Origin of the sequence: Pseudomonas sp. NPDC087697 (assembly GCF_044743155.1) — a bacterium.
Classification (GTDB): Bacteria; Pseudomonadota; Gammaproteobacteria; order Pseudomonadales; family Pseudomonadaceae; genus Aquipseudomonas.
In genome coordinates this window covers 82862-97500 of the sequence record NZ_JBIUVW010000007.1, presented here as the reverse complement: position 1 = coordinate 97500, position 14639 = coordinate 82862, and the positions used below count along the sequence as shown (strand labels likewise).

Here is a 14639-nt window from a genome sequence, read left to right as displayed (position 1 = left end):
GTCCCCTGCTTTCTCCCGTAGGACGTATGCGGTATTAGCGTCCGTTTCCGAGCGTTATCCCCCACTACCAGGCAGATTCCTAGGCATTACTCACCCGTCCGCCGCTCGCCACCAGGTACAAGTACCCGTGCTGCCGCTCGACTTGCATGTGTTAGGCCTGCCGCCAGCGTTCAATCTGAGCCATGATCAAACTCTTCAGTTCAAACATCTTTGGGTTTTGAGAAAACCCTAAACTTGGCTCAGCAATCGTTGGTTACATCTTTGATTTCTCGCGGAGTAACTTGTGATGCTGACAATCTTGTTGACTATCAGTCTGACTGCACAAGCACCCACACGAATTGCTTGATTCAGTTGTTAAAGAGCGGTTGGTTAAGATCTTTCGTCTCAACCGAGGCGCGCATTCTACAGCAGCCTCTGTTGCTGTCAAGCGGTTATTTTCAGAAGTTTTCAAAGTTTCCTTTGCAACTTCAACCACTTGCGCTTCCGATCTCTCGTTAGCGGGAGGCGAATTCTACAGCGTTACTCGCTGCTGTCAACACCTCTTTTTCAACTCCTTCGGGCTTCGATGAACTGAAGCGTAACCGCTGCCGAAAACTGCGTAACTCTTTGTTTACCAAGGAGTTTTCCGTTTCGACTGCGCCGGAAGAGGGGCGAATTATAGACAGATACAATTCGTCGTCAAGCTCTAATTTTGGTTTTCTATGCTTACTGGCGAAAGCGGCCGATCAAACACCGCAATCCACCTGATCCCACTACGCTTAATAGAGTCTGCCCAACGAGCAACCCCGCCATGAAGATCTCCCTGAAGCTGGCCGTGTTCAGCATTGCAGCAACCTTGTTCTATCTCGGACTCGCCATTCTCGGTTTGGGTGGTTTTGCCGCGTTCTTCTCTCATCCGGCCCTGGTGGTCATTGTCCTTGCGACGCTGGTGATGACGGGACTGGCGCTGCTGACAGAAGGCAATTTGAGTTCCGGGGAACGTGAAGACCGTGCCAACCGGTGGGTGCTGCCGGTATTCGGCGTGATCGGTCTGTTGTCTGCATTTGTACCGGCCTATACCGACCGAGTGGATTTCTGGACCTTCGGTGGCGAAGGCATCCGCTGGGTTGGCGCGCTTCTATTTATTGCGGGGGGCGCGTTGCGGATGTGGCCAGTGTTCGTACTCGGCAAGCGTTTCAGTGGCCTGGTCGCCATTCAGCCTGGGCATACGCTGGTGACTGAAGGTATCTACCGAACGCTGCGTAACCCGAGTTATCTCGGGATGCTGGTCAACGCGCTGGGCTGGGCGCTGGCCTTTCGCTCCAGCGTCGGGGTCGTGCTCACCGCCCTGCTGCTCCCAGCCCTGATTGCCCGTATAAATGCAGAGGAAGCCTTGCTGCGTAGTCAGTTTGGTGCCGAGTACGAGGCTTACTGTGCGAAAACCTGGCGGCTTATCCCCAGGGTTTACTGAGATCGGACCTCGGCGCCGGCGCCGGCGCAGCCCCGCAGCCCCGCAGCCCCGCAGCCCATCTAGCGGAAGCCAGCCCCAACGCCGCCACGACTCAACATCCGAATCTACACTCCGGTTTCATCCATTGGAAAAGCAAGCGCCCTTGCACTTCAATGGGAGATTGATTTGTGGTTGTCAGACACCCAACCCTGTTCTGGAGTTCGCCCCGATGCTGAGCCTCGACTTCTTCATCACCTCGTTGATTGTCGTCTTGATCCCCGGTACCGGGGTGGTATTCACGATTTCCACGGGACTCACCGCCGGCAAACGCGCAAGTCTCTTTGCCTCATTGGGTTGCACGGCCGGGATCGTGCCTCATTTGCTAGCCTCGGTGCTGGGCTTGTCGGCGATTCTGCACACCAGTGCGCTGGCGTTTCAGGGCTTGAAGTTCGCCGGAGTCGCCTACCTGCTGTACCTGGCCTATGCGACGTGGCGTGATCGCTCAGCCTTTGCGATCGCCGATGTGTCGAACACGATGAGCGCTGGTCGACTGGTGCTCAGGGCCTGCCTGCTGAATGTGCTCAACCCCAAACTTACGATTTTCTTCCTGGCGTTTCTCCCGCAGTTCATCATCTCAAACGGTCCGGCCCCTTCGCTGCAAATGCTCACCCTGAGTTCTGTGTTCATGCTGATGACCTTTGCGGTATTCGTCATCTACGGGCTTCTGGCCAATGTGTTCCGCACGGCCGTGATCGAGTCGCCCGGCGTGCAGAACTGGCTGCGACGCGGCTTTGCCGCAACCTTCCTAGCACTGGGACTGAACCTGGCGTTTGCGCAAAGGTGAAGACCTGCCTGAATCAGTGGGCAAGCTCCTCGGTCAATCCGATCTAAACTGGTTACACCCCCTGTTCAGCGGGACTCTCGACCGAGGGCAACGACATGAACCGCAGCGATGTACTGATCGTTGGCGCCGGCCCCACAGGGCTGGTCCTGGCGCTTTGGCTCAGCAAGCTGGGAGTCCGGGTGCGCATTCTCGACAAAACCAGCGCACCCGGCACCACTTCGCGCGCCCTGGCGGTTCAGGCTCGCACACTGGAGTTGTACCGCCAGCTCGACCTCAGTCAGGCCGTGGTGCAGAACGGACACAAAGTGCCGGCAGTCAATCTGTGGGTCAAAGGTGAACCGGTGGCGCGGCTACCCTTCGAGGATATCGGCAAGGACCTGACCCCCTACTCGTTTCTGGAAATATTCCCGCAGGACCAACATGAGCGACTGTTGATCGAACGCCTGGAGAAGTTCGGCGTGGTGGTCGAGCGCGACACCGAACTGACCGGATTCATCGAACATGGCGGCACCATCACCGCGCAGCTACTCCTGCCCGACGGGCAAGAGCATACCTGTCAGGCCTGCTACCTGGCGGGTTGTGACGGCGCTCGTTCTACCGTGCGCAAGACACTCGACATTGGCTTTCCCGGTGGTACCTACCAGCAAGTGTTTTATGTCGCCGACGTCGAGGCCTCCGGTCCGGCGCTCAATGGGGAATTACATGCGGATCTTGATGAAGCAGACTTTTTGGCGGTTTTTCCGTTGGCCGGCGAAGGCCGTGCACGGCTGATCGGAACTGTGCGCGACGAACGCGCGGAGAAGGCCGAAACCCTCAAGTTCGAAGACGTCAGCAGCCGGGCCATAGAACACCTGAAGGTTCAGGTGCACAAGGTCAACTGGTTCTCGACCTACCGGGTCCATCACCGGGTAGCGGACACCTTCCGCTTCGGGCGTGCCTTTTTGCTGGGCGATGCCGCCCATGTGCACAGCCCCGCCGGCGGCCAGGGCATGAACACCGGCATTGGCGATGCAATCAACCTGGCCTGGAAGCTCGCCGCCGTACTCAACGGCGCAGCCAACGACAAACTGCTCGACAGTTATGATGTCGAGCGCATGGCGTTTGCCCGGCGACTGGTGGCGACCACCGACCGGGTGTTCAGTTTCGTCTCCGCTGAAGGCGCAATGGCCGATCTGATACGCACCCGCGTTGCACCGTTTCTGCTGCCAAAAATGGTCTCATTTGAACTGGCGCGCGAGTATCTGTTTCGTACGGTGTCGCAAATCACCCTGAATTATCGCGGGATGCCTCTGAGCGAAGGCCACGCGGGCCATGTTTTCGGCGGTGATCGCCTGCCCTGGGCGCATGACAGCGAGACCGATAATTTCAACAGCCTGGCAAGCCTGAACTGGCAGGTTCACGTGTACGGCGACACCAGCGAAGAAATGCTTGCCTGGTGCGCCGAACATCATCTGGCCCTGCACATTTTCGACTGGCATCCGACCCACGAAGCCGCCGGGCTGGCGCGCAACGGCTTCTATCTATTAAGGCCTGACAATTACGTGGCCATCGCCGACCTGTCTGCCGACCCGAAAGTCATCGAGCGTTACTTCCGGGACCACGGGATCAAGCCGTTCCTCTGGTAACAACGGCATGCCAGCGGCTTAAATCCCGCTCAACGCCAGGTCCATCGCAAAGTAGGTGAAGATCAGGTCCGCACCCGCTCGCTTGATCGCGCCCAGGCTCTCGCGCACCACGCGGTCTTCATCGATGGCACCGGCGGCAGCGCCGAACTTGATCATCGCGTACTCGCCACTCACCTGGTAAGCCGCCAACGGCAAACGCGACGCTTCGCGGATATCACGGATGATGTCCAGATACGCACCGGCTGGTTTGACCATCAGTGCATCTGCGCCTTCCTGCTCGTCAAGCAGCGACTCACGCACGGCCTCGCGGCGGTTCATCGGGTTCATCTGGTAACTTTTGCGATCACCTTTGAGCGCGCTGCCGCCGGCTTCACGGAACGGGCCGTAGAGTGCCGAGGCAAATTTGGTCGAATAGGCCATGATCGAGGTCTGGCTGAAACCGGCTTCGTCGAGGGCCCGGCGAATCGCCTGGACTTGACCGTCCATTGCCGCTGAAGGCGCAATCACGTCCGCCCCGGCACGCGCGGCAGCGACGGCTTGCTTGCCGAGGTTGATCAGGGTTTTGTCGTTGTCGACCTCACCCGAGTGAATCACCCCACAGTGGCCATGATCGGTGTACTCGCAAAAACAGGTGTCGGACATCACGATCATCTCCGGCACCGCGTCCTTGCAGATCCGCGCCATGCGCGACACCAGACCGTTTTCGTTCCAAGTGTCGCTGCCGCTGCCATCCAGGTGGTGGGAAACCCCGAAGGTCATCACTGACTTGATGCCGGCCCGCGCATAGCGCTCGATTTCCCCGGCCAGTTTCGACTCTGGAATCCGCCGCACGCCGGGCATGCTGGTAATCGGCACGAAATCGTCGATTTCTTCTTCGACAAAGATCGGCAGCACCAGGTCATTGAGGGTGAACTCGGTTTCCTGGAACAGGCTGCGTAACTGTGGATTACGACGTAAACGGCGCGGACGGGCTTCGGGGAACTGGCTGGACATGGGATTTCCTGGCAGGAGGCCAACGGCCTGGACAAGACAAAAGTCATAAAGGAAGGGAGCTTATGCCCCTCTCCCCCACCGATACAAACGTAAGTTCAGGAACAGTTTGTTTCCGAATCCGTAACAGTCTGGCTCTTGTCAGCGAAAAGCCTCGGGCTCCGCCAGCAGACTCTTGATCGCGACGTAATGCCACTCCAAGGCATTGTGCTGGAGTGGCGTTGTTTGCCGTTACTTGGGAATTTCCAGCCCGCGAATCACTGCCGGCCGTGCCAGGAAGCGTTCCAGTACACGCAACACATTCGGGAAGTTCTTGATCCCGACCAGATCCCCCGCTTCATAGAAGCCGATCAGGTTGCGCACCCAAGGGAAAGTTGCAATATCGGCAATGGTGTAACGCTCGCCCATGATCCAGTCGCGGCCTTGCAGACGTCCGTCGAGCACCTTCAGCAAACGCTTGCTCTCGTCGACATAACGGTCACGCGGACGCTTGTCTTCGTAGTCCTTGCCGGCAAATTTATTGAAAAAGCCCAACTGGCCAAACATCGGTCCGATGCCGCCCATCTGGAACATCAGCCACTGAATCGTCTCGTAACGCGCAGCCGATTCCTGCGCCAGCAGTTGCCCGCTTTTGTCGGCGAGGTAGATCAGAATCGCCCCGGACTCGAACAACGCCAGTGGCTGATCATCCGGCCCGTGGGGGTCCAGGATCGCAGGAATCTTGTTGTTGGGGTTCAGCGACAGAAATGCTGGAGACAGCTGATCATTGGTGTCGAAACCCACCCGGTGCGGCTCGTAAGGCAAACCGGTTTCTTCGAGCATGATCGAGACTTTGACGCCGTTGGGCGTTGGCAAGGAATAGAGCTGTATCCACTCGGGAAACTGCGCAGGCCATTTTTCGGTGATCGGGAATGCAGACAGATCGGTCATGGTGAACATCCAGTGACAATTGAATGGCAGAGGGTGGGCCTTGGTTGCGGCAGAAGTCAGGCCTTTACGGCGGCTAGATTATAGGAACGGCGTTGGCCGGGGCAGGTTAAATCAGAAACATTCTGTCGATAACCTTCCCGGCAGCCAGCCCGGTCCCGCAGATAAAGTAATGCGCGCCGTTTCGAATCGAACCAAAGGGTGCCAGCGGACTCTCAAGGCTGCCCTTGCGTTAGACACATCGGCCCCACGACATGAAAAGCACTTGAAGCCGAGCGCTCTCAGTGTGATGTTTTGTCAGCCTTAATCGAATGCGCTGAAGAATAATAACTCAATGAAAAAGCACCTGAACTTCGTTAAAAACCTGAAACCGCGCACCGTTGTGTTCTGTGCGGCCTTGCTCATGACCTGCGCCCTGTTCCTGGCGCTGAAGGCCAGTGAGAGCTGGGCTCAACCTGCAGACGGCACCCAAACCCTGGTGTTTTTACGTCACGCAGAAAAGCCAGCTGGTGGTCTCGGACAGCTGAACTGCCAGGGCCTGAACCGCGCGATCAAACTGGCACAGCTACTGCCTGAGAAGTTCGGCAAGGCCAATTACGTGTTTGCCGCCAATCCGACGCGCAACGTCGAGGAAGGCGAGTTCGACAACTCCTACAGCTACCTCCGTCCGCTGCTGACCATCAGCCCCACCGCGATCAAGCTCGGGCTGCCGGTGAACATCGAGTTTTCGGTCAACGACATCGGCGAAATGGCCGACGAGTTGCTTCACGACAAGTACCACAACTCGATCATCTACACGGCCTGGTCCCATGGCTATCTGCCGGAGTTGATCAACAAGGTGGCTGAAGAGGCCACCGGTGAAACACGCCCCCTTCTCGACGATTGGCCATCCAGCGATTTCGACTCGCTGTACGTGCTGACTCTGACCTGGCACAACGGCAAGGTCACGGTGCTCAGCCACAGCTATAAGCAGGAGCTGAACAACGGCCCGCAGACATGTCCGACATAATGGGTCGGCTTGTGCCCACCGTTATCCGGGCCGCTGGACTAGACTGCACTGGAGTATGATGCCCCACTGTCCCTATTGTCCGGAGCCTCTGCATGTCCAACTCCTTAGCGGCCCCCAACCGGGGCTTGACGCTCTGGTGGAAACCCGCCCTGTTCCTGCTGGTCGCCTGTATCGGCCTCTACTACGTCAAGTGGTCGCCCTACTACCTCAAGGCCTTCGCCGCCGCCGATAACCACAGCATCGGCGCCTCGATCCTCAACGATGAACAAACTGCACCGCTCGCCGCTGCACTGGCGTACGCCAAGGTGTACTTCCTGGCGATCTGGAAAGCGGCCGTACTGGCGGTGATTCTGGGTTCTCTGTTGCAGGTATTGATACCGCGAGACTGGCTGCTGCGGTTGTTCGGCCGTGCCGGTTTTGCTTCGACCTTGCGCGGCGGGTTGTTCGCCCTGCCAGGCATGATGTGCACCTGCTGCGCCGCGCCCGTGGTGTCAGGCATGCGCCGTCAGAACGTCTCGGTGGATGCGGCGTTGGCGTTCTGGATTGCCAACCCGGTACTCAACCCGGCAACGCTGGTGTTCATGGGCTTCGTACTCGGCTGGGGCTTTACCGCCCTGAGGCTGGTGGCGGGGATTGTGCTGGTACTGGGTGTTTCGTTGGTCGCCCAACGCATCTCGCGCCCCGAGTACATGCCAGAGGCGGCGCTGGAAGCAGTGGCCGAAGCCACCCGCACAACCGACGCACAACCCTTCCTGAGCCGCTGGGCGCGGACCTTGTGGCAACTGTTCTGGACCACTATTCCGATCTACGTGCTGGCAGTACTGGTTCTGGGCGCCGCCCGGGTCTGGCTGTTCCCTCACGTTGACGGCGCGATGGCTGACAGCTTGCTATGGCTGATACCACTGGCCATCGTCGGCACGCTGTTCATGATCCCCACCGCCGCGGAAATCCCCATCGTGCAAACCATGATGACCCTGGGTTTGGGTACCGCACCGGCCGTCGCGCTACTCATGACCTTGCCGAGCATCAGCCTGCCGTCACTGCTGATGCTGCGTAAGGATTTTGACACCCGAGTGCTGGTGACCGTGGCCGTGCTGACCATGTTGATTGGCGTGATTTGCGGGCTGATCGGGGCGTTGGTGCTTTAAAGGGGATTGCAGGCGCTGATTAGCCAGCGCCTGCGTCTCGGTTTTAACGGTTACCGCGCTCATGCAAGTACTCAAGCACGGCGGTCTGCTCGCCAACGAACTCGATTCGAGCGCCTTTCTTCTCGCGCTGGAAGGCGTACATCGGGTCGTAATACTCTTTCAACAATCCTTCGATCCAGCCACGATGCAAGTCCACTGCACCGCTGCGCACCTGCTCGGCCAACGCGGCCTCCATCAATTCGAACATGCGCTGATGACGCTCGCCGCCCAGGCGTTTGCTGATGTTGTTCAGGCTTCCCAGTAAACGCTCAGAGAACTGTGCGAATCCTTCATCGCCATACACAGTGATGAATTCCGCACATAGATTCACCACGTAATCACGCAAAATTCGCTCGACCCGACCCTGCAGGCTGTCTTCAAGCCAGACCATCGGAAACTGCTGCATGCCCTGATACAGCGCAAGTGGCAAGGCACAGCTGCCAACCATACGGCTTTCATCTTCGAGCACGAACTGCTCTATGCCACGGGCGCGCTTTTTCAGCACGTCCACCGCCAGGCGATTCTCGAAGTCGATATTGGTGGGCTGCCCGGTCGCACGTTTACCGAAGCTGGAACCGCGATGATTGGCGTGACCTTCAAGGTCCAGACCATTGTTCAAACGGGTGAGGACATCGGTTTTACCGGTGCCGGTCATGCCGCCGAGCAAGACAAAGTCGCACTGTTCGACTGCCTGATCGACCGTTTCCAGCAGGAAAGTCCGCATCGCCTTGTAGCCGCCACCGACCCGAGGGTAGTCGATGCCCGCCTCGTCCTTGAGCCATTGCTGAACAATCTGCGAACGTAAACCGCCGCGAAAGCAATACAGGTAACCGTCGGGATTAGCCCGGGCAAAATCAGCCCAGGCCTGGATACGCGCAGCCTTGATCTCGCCCGAGACCAACTGATGCCCGAGCACGATGGCGGCCTGCTGGCCTTGCTGCTTGTAACAAGTACCAATGCGCTCACGTTCGTCGTCCGTCATCAGCGGCAGGTTGATCACCCCGGGGAACGAACCCTTGGTGAACTCGACCGGCGCGCGGGTATCCATCATCGGCCGGTCGTTGAGGAAGATGTCGCGGTAATCAGTGAAATCGATGGGCATCAAATCACCTCTACCGCGTTGCCCTGTCGCTCAACCAACTCACCGATCGGCGCGAGGTTCAGCCCCAGTTCAGTGGCAACGGCAAGAAACTGCTCATTGCCCTCGGGTGTCACGGCAATCAGCAAACCACCGCTGGTCTGCGGATCGCACAACACGCGTTTGTGCAGTTCCTGCACACGTCCGACCTTGTTGGCGTAGCTGTCGAAGTTACGCAGAGTACCGCCTGGCACGCAGCCTTGATCGAGGTAGTACTCGACACCCGGCAGACGTGGCACCCGGTCGTAATAAATACGTGCGGTCACAGCACTGCCATCGGCCATTTCCACCAGATGCCCCAGCAACCCGAAACCGGTGACGTCGGTCATCGCGGTCACACCATCGAGTTTGCCGAAGCGGCTACCGGGTTTGTTCAGGGTGCACATCCAGTCACGAGCCAGGCCCACATCGCTGGCGCGCAGCTTGCCCTTCTTCTCGGCTGTGGTGAGGATACCGATACCCAGCGGTTTGGTGAGGTACAGCAAGCAACCAGCGGTGGCGGTGTCGTTGCGCTTCATGTGGCGCTTTTGCACCAGCCCGGTGACCGCCAGACCGAAGATCGGCTCCGGCGCGTCGATCGAATGCCCGCCGGCCAATGGAATACCCGCCTCATCACAGATCGAACGGCCGCCGCGAATCACCTCCCGGGCAATCTCCGGCGCCAGCACGTTGACCGGCCAGCCGAGAATCGCAATCGCCATCAACGGATCACCGCCCATGGCGTAGATATCGCTGATGGCATTGGTGGCAGCGATGCGGCCGAAGTCGAACGGGTCATCGACAATCGGCATGAAGAAGTCAGTGGTCGACACCACGCCACGCTCGTCGTCGATGGCATACACCGCCGCATCATCGCGCGATGCATTGCCCACCCAAAGTTTTGGGTCGAGATTCTGCGCGCCGCTACCGGCCAGAATCACCTCCAGCACCTGAGGCGAAATCTTGCAGCCACAGCCTGCGCCGTGGCTGTACTGGGTCAGGCGAATCGGCTCGCTCATGGGAACAACCTCTGGAATTCTAGATCTGCGATTCTAGCAGAGCACGGTGCAAGAGCTGACAGAGCCCGTCCCGCTTTCGAACAGACGCGCTCGCTGATGGGGCAAATTGCTAACCAAAACGTCAGCTAATTCACAAAGTTTCCATTTATTTCAATCGCCTATTCCAAGTTGGTCCGCAACATGCAAACGTTTGCGCTAGTAACTTGAACGGTTCATCAGCGCATCAGCGTTCAAGTTCTACCAACCACTGCACGAACAGGGATTTTCAATGCACGTCACTTTCAGACGCACCGCGTCCTGCCCCACTTTTGCTGCATCCTTGCTACTAAGCTCCGTTACGGGGCTACTCAGCTCCGCGGCCCTGGCTCAAGAAAAAACTGTTGATGAGTCCGCCCAAGGCGAGACCCTGAGCGCTGAAGCCAGCCCACCGAAAAAGGGCGCGTACCTGTCGGACTGGTTCAATCAGGACCTGACGCTGATCGGCAGCAAGGACATCCGCTTCGGCCCACAACCGGCCGACGACGTTTACCTGGAGTACGAGTACTTCGGGCGCAAGGGGCCGTTCGAACTGTATGGCTATATTGACGCCCCGAAGATCCTCGGCATCGGCAACAGCCATGACAAAGGCGTCTGGGATCACGGTTCGCCGTTGTTCATGGAGCACGAGCCACGTATTTCCATCGACTACCTGGCCGGTCGCAGCCTGGCGGTCGGGCCGTTCAAGGAATGGTATGTCGCGTTCGACTGGATCTACGACCACGGCAGCAGCACCGCCAATCGCGCCAACACGCTTTACAGTGGCCTGGGCACTGACATCGACACCCATTCGCGGGTCAACCTGTCGGCCAACTTCTACGGGCGCTATCAGTGGGAGAACTACGGAGCCAGCAACGAATACTCGTGGGATGGTTATCGCGCCCAGTTGAAGTACATCGTGCCCATCGATAGCTTCAGCAATGGCGCGTCATTGACTTACATCGGTTTCACCAACTTCGACTTTGGTTCAGACCTGCACAAAGACAATCCGGCGCGCACGGCCAACGCCACCGTGGCCACTAACGTATTGCTCTATTCATTCACGCACCTGCGCTTCACCTTGGTCGGGCGTTACTTCCATAACGGCGGCAACTGGGAGGATGGCAGCGAGTTGAACTTCGGTGACGGCAACTTCCGCGCTCGCTCCAATGGCTGGGGTTATTACGCGGGTGTCGGGTATCAGTTCTGAGTGGCAAGCTGGTTCGTTTTCAACATCTACCAAGGAGGTTCCATGCACACAGTTACACGCCTTTCTCTGTCAGCCGGTCTGGCCTGCAGCGCCCTGTTCTCTTCCAGTGTCTGGGCGAGCGAAGCGCCGATCACGCCGAAAGTCATGCTGATCAGCATGTTCGCCCCGGAAGCGCAAAACTGGATTGATCGCCTGGAGCTCAAGCAGGAGATCCGCGTTCCGGGACTTTCCGCCGAGTACCCGAACATTCGCTGCAATACACAGCAGGTTTGCCTGATGGTCACCGGCATGGGCCAGACCAACGCCGCGGCATCCACGCTGGCATTGGCCCTGTCACCGAAATTCGATCTGCGCAAAAGCTATTTCCTGATCGCCGGAATTGCCGGCATCAACCCACACCACGGCACCATTGGCACCGCCGCGTGGGCGCACTATCTGGTGGAGTTCGGCACGCAATGGGAAGTGGATTCGCGGGACGCTCCTTCGGCGTGGCCGACCGGTTACATCGGCATCAACACCAAAGGTCCGAACGAAAAACCGCCGCTGGACTACAAGACCGAAGTCTTCGAGCTCAACCCGAAGCTGCAAGCCAAGGCCTTCGCCCTGAGCGCGAAAGTAGCACTCAGCGAAAGCAAGGAGTCCGTCGCGTGGCGGGTGAAATACCCCTATGCCCCGGCCAATCAACCACCGGTGGTCACTCAGTGCGACACCCTGGCGGGCAATACCTGGTTTTCCGGAACACGCCTGAGCGAACGCGCCGAAGTCTGGACCCGGTTGCTGACAGACAACAAAGGCGTTTATTGCACGACTCAGCAGGAAGACAACTCGACGTATGAGGCGCTGCTGCGCGCAAGCCGTGAAGGTCTGGTGGATATCCAGCGCTTGGCCGTGGTGCGCGCCGGTTCCGACTTCGACCGTCCGTATCCGGGTTACAGCGAAGTCGACAACCTGCTCAAGTACGCCGATCAGGGTGGTTTTGTGCCGGCCCTGGAAAACCTCTTCCGCACCGGAAACCCGCTGGTGCAGGAGATTCTGAAGAACTGGTCGGCGTGGGAGAAGGGTGTGCCTGAGGCGTGAGGCTACGCCCGTAGGAGCTGCCGAAGGCTGCGATCCGTTGATTTTCGACGTTAGCGTGAAAAAGATCGCAGGCTACGCCAGCTCCTACGGGGCAGCATCACGGCAACAAAATCACCTTATCGCCGCTGCCCTGATTCACCTCGGCATAACGCTCAAGCCCCTCGGCCAGTGGCGACTCCACCAACCCTTCCGGTAGCGGCAACAATCCTTCATCGAAGAACCGACCAAACTGCTCAAGCATCACAGCGCAGGCTTCGACGCCGTACAGCAATGAGTTGATCCCGATCACCGAACCGCCACGGCGATACAACGCCAGCGCCGGCAGTTGCACATGCCCGTCGACCGGTGCGGCGATGATTGCGATGCGGCCGAAAGTGGCCAGCGCCGCTACCGCCGCCGGTAGCCAGAAACCTGTGGTGTCGAAAATCACGTCGGCACCGCCCGCGAAAACCGCATTGACCTGAGCGCCCAGCGCCTCCGGTGTTTCCAGCTGAATTGTATTAAAGCCTTGGTCCTGCAAAGCTTTGACCTGCTCGGGACGTCGCGCCGCCGCCAACACCTGGGCGCCGCGAATTTTTGCCAGCGCCAGCGCCGCGCTCCCCACCGCACCGCCACCGATCACCAGCAAACGGGTTTGCGCGGTCACCAGGCTGCGCTCCAGCGCATCCCACGCCGTGGTGTATGGCACGCCAAGACTGGCAGCCTGGGCAAAGCTCAAATGCGTCGGTTTGAGGGCGATGCCCTTGGCCGGCAGCTTCACGTATTGCGCATGGGAGCCATCGGCGAAAAAGCCCAACTCGCGGCCCGTGCCCCAGACTTCCTGACCGATCAGCGCTTGCGGACCTTCAATCACCACACCGGCAAAGTCGCGACCGGGAATCCGCGGCAGCGTGGTGTAGGGAAAACGTCCGAGCACGTTCTTCACGTCGCTGGGATTCAGGCCAGCAGCCTTTATCTGCACCAACACTTCGTTGGCGCCCGGAACCGGGGTCGGCACCTCAACGAAATGCAGGGCCGCCAGATCACCGGTTTTATCGAATTGCAGTGCTTTCATGGGAATGTCTACCAGATAAATGAAGGGATTTCAGGAGATCCAGCCAGCAACCAACTGCCGCCCCATGGGCCACAACTGCTCGCCAGCCAGCATGCCCAGCAACCCCACCAGCGCGATGGCCGGTGGCGCGGGCGAGCGGAAATCCAGCGCGCCGTAGAGCAGGCCGACGCCAAGACCAATAGCCAGTGAAATGAGGTAGTTCATGCTGAACTCCGTGCAATGGGGGATGCACAGAGTCTAGAGAATCGCCGCTAAAGCGATCGGCCAAGTACTTCAGGATTTCGGCCAAATGCCCTTCTACGGCGCCGAGCTGGAATCGCCTTCGCGGGAAAACTGCGAGGGTGGAACACCCAACTCGCGGCGAAACATGTCGCTGAAGCTGCTCGCCGAATAGCCCAGCTCACGGGCGATTGCGCTGACCGGCACACCCTGGATCAGCTCGGCGACCGCAATCGCCAATTGCACCTGACGCCGCCACTCGGCAAAACCCATGCCCAAGCCATCCTTGAACAACCGCGCCAGGGTCCGCACGCTGGCGCCGGCATTTTCGGCGTGCTGCTCAAAGGGGATGTCCAGCGATGGTGCGGCCATGACCGCCTGACAGAGATTGACCAGCCGCCGCTCGCTGTTGCCCGGCATGGGAATTTTCAGCAACGAACGTTTCGCCCGTTTCAGCTCCAGCAATGCCAGCCCCACCAGCGCCTCGTAGTACTCCGCCGGCCCACTGTCGCCCTGCTCCACCAATCCGAGGATCAACTCGCGCAGCAAACCGCCGACCTCGATCACCTGAACGCTGCTGTCCAGAGTCGCGGCCAACGCCGGACGCAGGTAGATATTGCGCATCTGCAAGTCCGACACCACGCGAATCCCGTGCACGACGCCCGGCGGTAACCAGACCGCCCGTTGCGGCGGTACCACCAGCGTTTCGGCCGGAGTCTCGACCCACATCACCCCGCTCATCGCATACAACAACTGACCCCAGACATGCTCGTGCGGCTCTATATACAAGCCGCGCGGATAGGTGCGCGCCAATGGCTGCACCGGCACATCGGTGTCACTGAGATCAGGCGGAGCGGCAAGGGCCATGGGCAAGGATCGTGATAAAGGGCGAAGACCTCATGGTAACGAGGCACCGC

Annotated in this window: 14 protein-coding genes and 1 rRNA gene (1 of these 15 cut by a window edge); 7 read left to right on the top strand and 8 right to left on the bottom strand. The window is 59.0% G+C overall.

What is annotated here, in order from left to right; translation table 11 throughout:
- A 16S ribosomal RNA gene (locus tag ACIPIN_RS07815) occupies window positions 1–202 on the bottom strand (it extends 1337 nt beyond the left edge of the window).
- Between the two features lie 588 nt (window positions 203–790).
- On the opposite strand from ACIPIN_RS07815, the gene ACIPIN_RS07810 reads away from it, so the two are divergent.
- The 3 genes from ACIPIN_RS07810 to ACIPIN_RS07800 all read left to right on the top strand — a co-directional run bounded on the left by ACIPIN_RS07810 (window position 791) and on the right by ACIPIN_RS07800 (window position 3898).
- Window positions 791–1450, top strand: a complete 660-nt coding sequence (locus ACIPIN_RS07810) for a methyltransferase family protein (protein WP_401117225.1) — start codon at window positions 791–793, stop codon at window positions 1448–1450.
- Between the two features lie 208 nt (window positions 1451–1658).
- On the top strand, window positions 1659–2273 hold the full coding sequence (locus ACIPIN_RS07805; RefSeq protein ID WP_401117223.1) for a LysE family translocator: 615 nt from the start codon (window positions 1659–1661) through the stop codon (window positions 2271–2273).
- A gap of 95 nt (window positions 2274–2368) precedes the next feature.
- Entirely contained in the window at window positions 2369–3898 is a 1530-nt protein-coding gene (locus ACIPIN_RS07800) for an FAD-dependent oxidoreductase (RefSeq protein ID WP_401117221.1), read from the top strand.
- An 18-nt stretch (window positions 3899–3916) separates the two neighbouring features.
- Here ACIPIN_RS07800 and hemB read toward each other — a convergent pair whose 3' ends face one another.
- Window positions 3917–4891 (bottom strand): porphobilinogen synthase, encoded by a 975-nt coding sequence (gene hemB, locus ACIPIN_RS07795; RefSeq protein WP_401117219.1) that lies wholly within the window; start codon window positions 4889–4891, stop codon window positions 3917–3919.
- Between the two features lie 228 nt (window positions 4892–5119).
- Complete coding sequence (locus ACIPIN_RS07790) at window positions 5120–5818, bottom strand: glutathione binding-like protein (RefSeq protein WP_401117217.1); 699 nt, start codon at window positions 5816–5818, stop codon at window positions 5120–5122.
- 331 nt (window positions 5819–6149) lie between these two features.
- On the opposite strand from ACIPIN_RS07790, the gene ACIPIN_RS07785 reads away from it, so the two are divergent.
- Window positions 6150–6824 carry a histidine phosphatase family protein gene (locus tag ACIPIN_RS07785; RefSeq protein ID WP_401117216.1) on the top strand — a complete coding sequence of 225 codons (675 nt, stop codon included), beginning with the start codon at window positions 6150–6152 and terminating at the stop codon, window positions 6822–6824.
- Window positions 6825–6916: 92 nt separating this feature from the next.
- The gene (locus tag ACIPIN_RS07780) at window positions 6917–7972 is read left to right on the top strand and encodes a permease (RefSeq protein ID WP_401117214.1); all 1056 of its coding nucleotides are present in this window, start codon (window positions 6917–6919) and stop codon (window positions 7970–7972) included.
- A 43-nt stretch (window positions 7973–8015) separates the two neighbouring features.
- On the opposite strand, the gene mnmH is transcribed toward ACIPIN_RS07780, so the two are convergent.
- Both mnmH and selD read right to left on the bottom strand, forming a co-directional pair.
- The gene (gene mnmH / locus ACIPIN_RS07775; protein WP_401117212.1) at window positions 8016–9113 is read right to left on the bottom strand and encodes a tRNA 2-selenouridine(34) synthase MnmH; all 1098 of its coding nucleotides are present in this window, start codon (window positions 9111–9113) and stop codon (window positions 8016–8018) included.
- Window positions 9113–10147, bottom strand: coding sequence for a selenide, water dikinase SelD (gene selD / locus ACIPIN_RS07770; protein WP_401117210.1), 1035 nt, complete (start codon window positions 10145–10147; stop codon window positions 9113–9115). Before selD ends, mnmH begins: the two co-directional genes overlap by 1 nt.
- A 268-nt stretch (window positions 10148–10415) precedes the next feature.
- Between selD and ACIPIN_RS07765 the strand changes: the two genes are divergently transcribed.
- Together ACIPIN_RS07765 and ACIPIN_RS07760 are read left to right on the top strand one after the other, a co-directional pair.
- The gene (locus ACIPIN_RS07765; protein WP_401117208.1) at window positions 10416–11372 is read left to right on the top strand and encodes a nucleoside-specific channel-forming protein Tsx; all 957 of its coding nucleotides are present in this window, start codon (window positions 10416–10418) and stop codon (window positions 11370–11372) included.
- A 42-nt stretch (window positions 11373–11414) separates the two neighbouring features.
- Entirely contained in the window at window positions 11415–12449 is a 1035-nt protein-coding gene (locus ACIPIN_RS07760) for a purine-nucleoside phosphorylase (RefSeq protein WP_401117206.1), read from the top strand.
- 97 nt (window positions 12450–12546) lie between these two features.
- On the opposite strand, the gene ACIPIN_RS07755 is transcribed toward ACIPIN_RS07760, so the two are convergent.
- The 3 genes from ACIPIN_RS07755 to ACIPIN_RS07745 all read right to left on the bottom strand — a co-directional run bounded on the left by ACIPIN_RS07755 (window position 12547) and on the right by ACIPIN_RS07745 (window position 14589).
- On the bottom strand, window positions 12547–13503 hold the full coding sequence (locus ACIPIN_RS07755) for a zinc-binding alcohol dehydrogenase family protein (RefSeq protein ID WP_401117204.1): 957 nt from the start codon (window positions 13501–13503) through the stop codon (window positions 12547–12549).
- A gap of 30 nt (window positions 13504–13533) precedes the next feature.
- On the bottom strand, window positions 13534–13707 hold the full coding sequence (locus ACIPIN_RS07750; RefSeq protein ID WP_071554717.1) for a DUF1427 family protein: 174 nt from the start codon (window positions 13705–13707) through the stop codon (window positions 13534–13536).
- 93 nt (window positions 13708–13800) lie between these two features.
- The gene (locus ACIPIN_RS07745; RefSeq protein WP_401117203.1) at window positions 13801–14589 is read right to left on the bottom strand and encodes an AraC family transcriptional regulator; all 789 of its coding nucleotides are present in this window, start codon (window positions 14587–14589) and stop codon (window positions 13801–13803) included.
- Window positions 14590–14639: the final 50 nt, after the last annotated feature.

What these genes read in the sequence shown, in the direction of transcription:
- ACIPIN_RS07810 (WP_401117225.1), top strand. Translation starts at nt 791, where the DNA reads ATGAAGATCTCCCTGAAGCTGGCCGTGTTCAGCATTGCAGCAACCTTG.
- ACIPIN_RS07805 (WP_401117223.1), top strand. Translation starts at nt 1,659, where the DNA reads ATGCTGAGCCTCGACTTCTTCATCACCTCGTTGATTGTCGTCTTGATC.
- ACIPIN_RS07800 (WP_401117221.1), top strand. Translation starts at nt 2,369, where the DNA reads ATGAACCGCAGCGATGTACTGATCGTTGGCGCCGGCCCCACAGGGCTG.
- hemB (WP_401117219.1), bottom strand. Translation starts at nt 4,891, where the DNA reads ATGTCCAGCCAGTTCCCCGAAGCCCGTCCGCGCCGTTTACGTCGTAAT.
- ACIPIN_RS07790 (WP_401117217.1), bottom strand. Translation starts at nt 5,818, where the DNA reads ATGACCGATCTGTCTGCATTCCCGATCACCGAAAAATGGCCTGCGCAG.
- ACIPIN_RS07785 (WP_401117216.1), top strand. Translation starts at nt 6,150, where the DNA reads ATGAAAAAGCACCTGAACTTCGTTAAAAACCTGAAACCGCGCACCGTT.
- ACIPIN_RS07780 (WP_401117214.1), top strand. Translation starts at nt 6,917, where the DNA reads ATGTCCAACTCCTTAGCGGCCCCCAACCGGGGCTTGACGCTCTGGTGG.
- mnmH (WP_401117212.1), bottom strand. Translation starts at nt 9,113, where the DNA reads ATGCCCATCGATTTCACTGATTACCGCGACATCTTCCTCAACGACCGG.
- selD (WP_401117210.1), bottom strand. Translation starts at nt 10,147, where the DNA reads ATGAGCGAGCCGATTCGCCTGACCCAGTACAGCCACGGCGCAGGCTGT.
- ACIPIN_RS07765 (WP_401117208.1), top strand. Translation starts at nt 10,416, where the DNA reads ATGCACGTCACTTTCAGACGCACCGCGTCCTGCCCCACTTTTGCTGCA.
- ACIPIN_RS07760 (WP_401117206.1), top strand. Translation starts at nt 11,415, where the DNA reads ATGCACACAGTTACACGCCTTTCTCTGTCAGCCGGTCTGGCCTGCAGC.
- ACIPIN_RS07755 (WP_401117204.1), bottom strand. Translation starts at nt 13,503, where the DNA reads ATGAAAGCACTGCAATTCGATAAAACCGGTGATCTGGCGGCCCTGCAT.
- ACIPIN_RS07750 (WP_071554717.1), bottom strand. Translation starts at nt 13,707, where the DNA reads ATGAACTACCTCATTTCACTGGCTATTGGTCTTGGCGTCGGCCTGCTC.
- ACIPIN_RS07745 (WP_401117203.1), bottom strand. Translation starts at nt 14,589, where the DNA reads ATGGCCCTTGCCGCTCCGCCTGATCTCAGTGACACCGATGTGCCGGTG.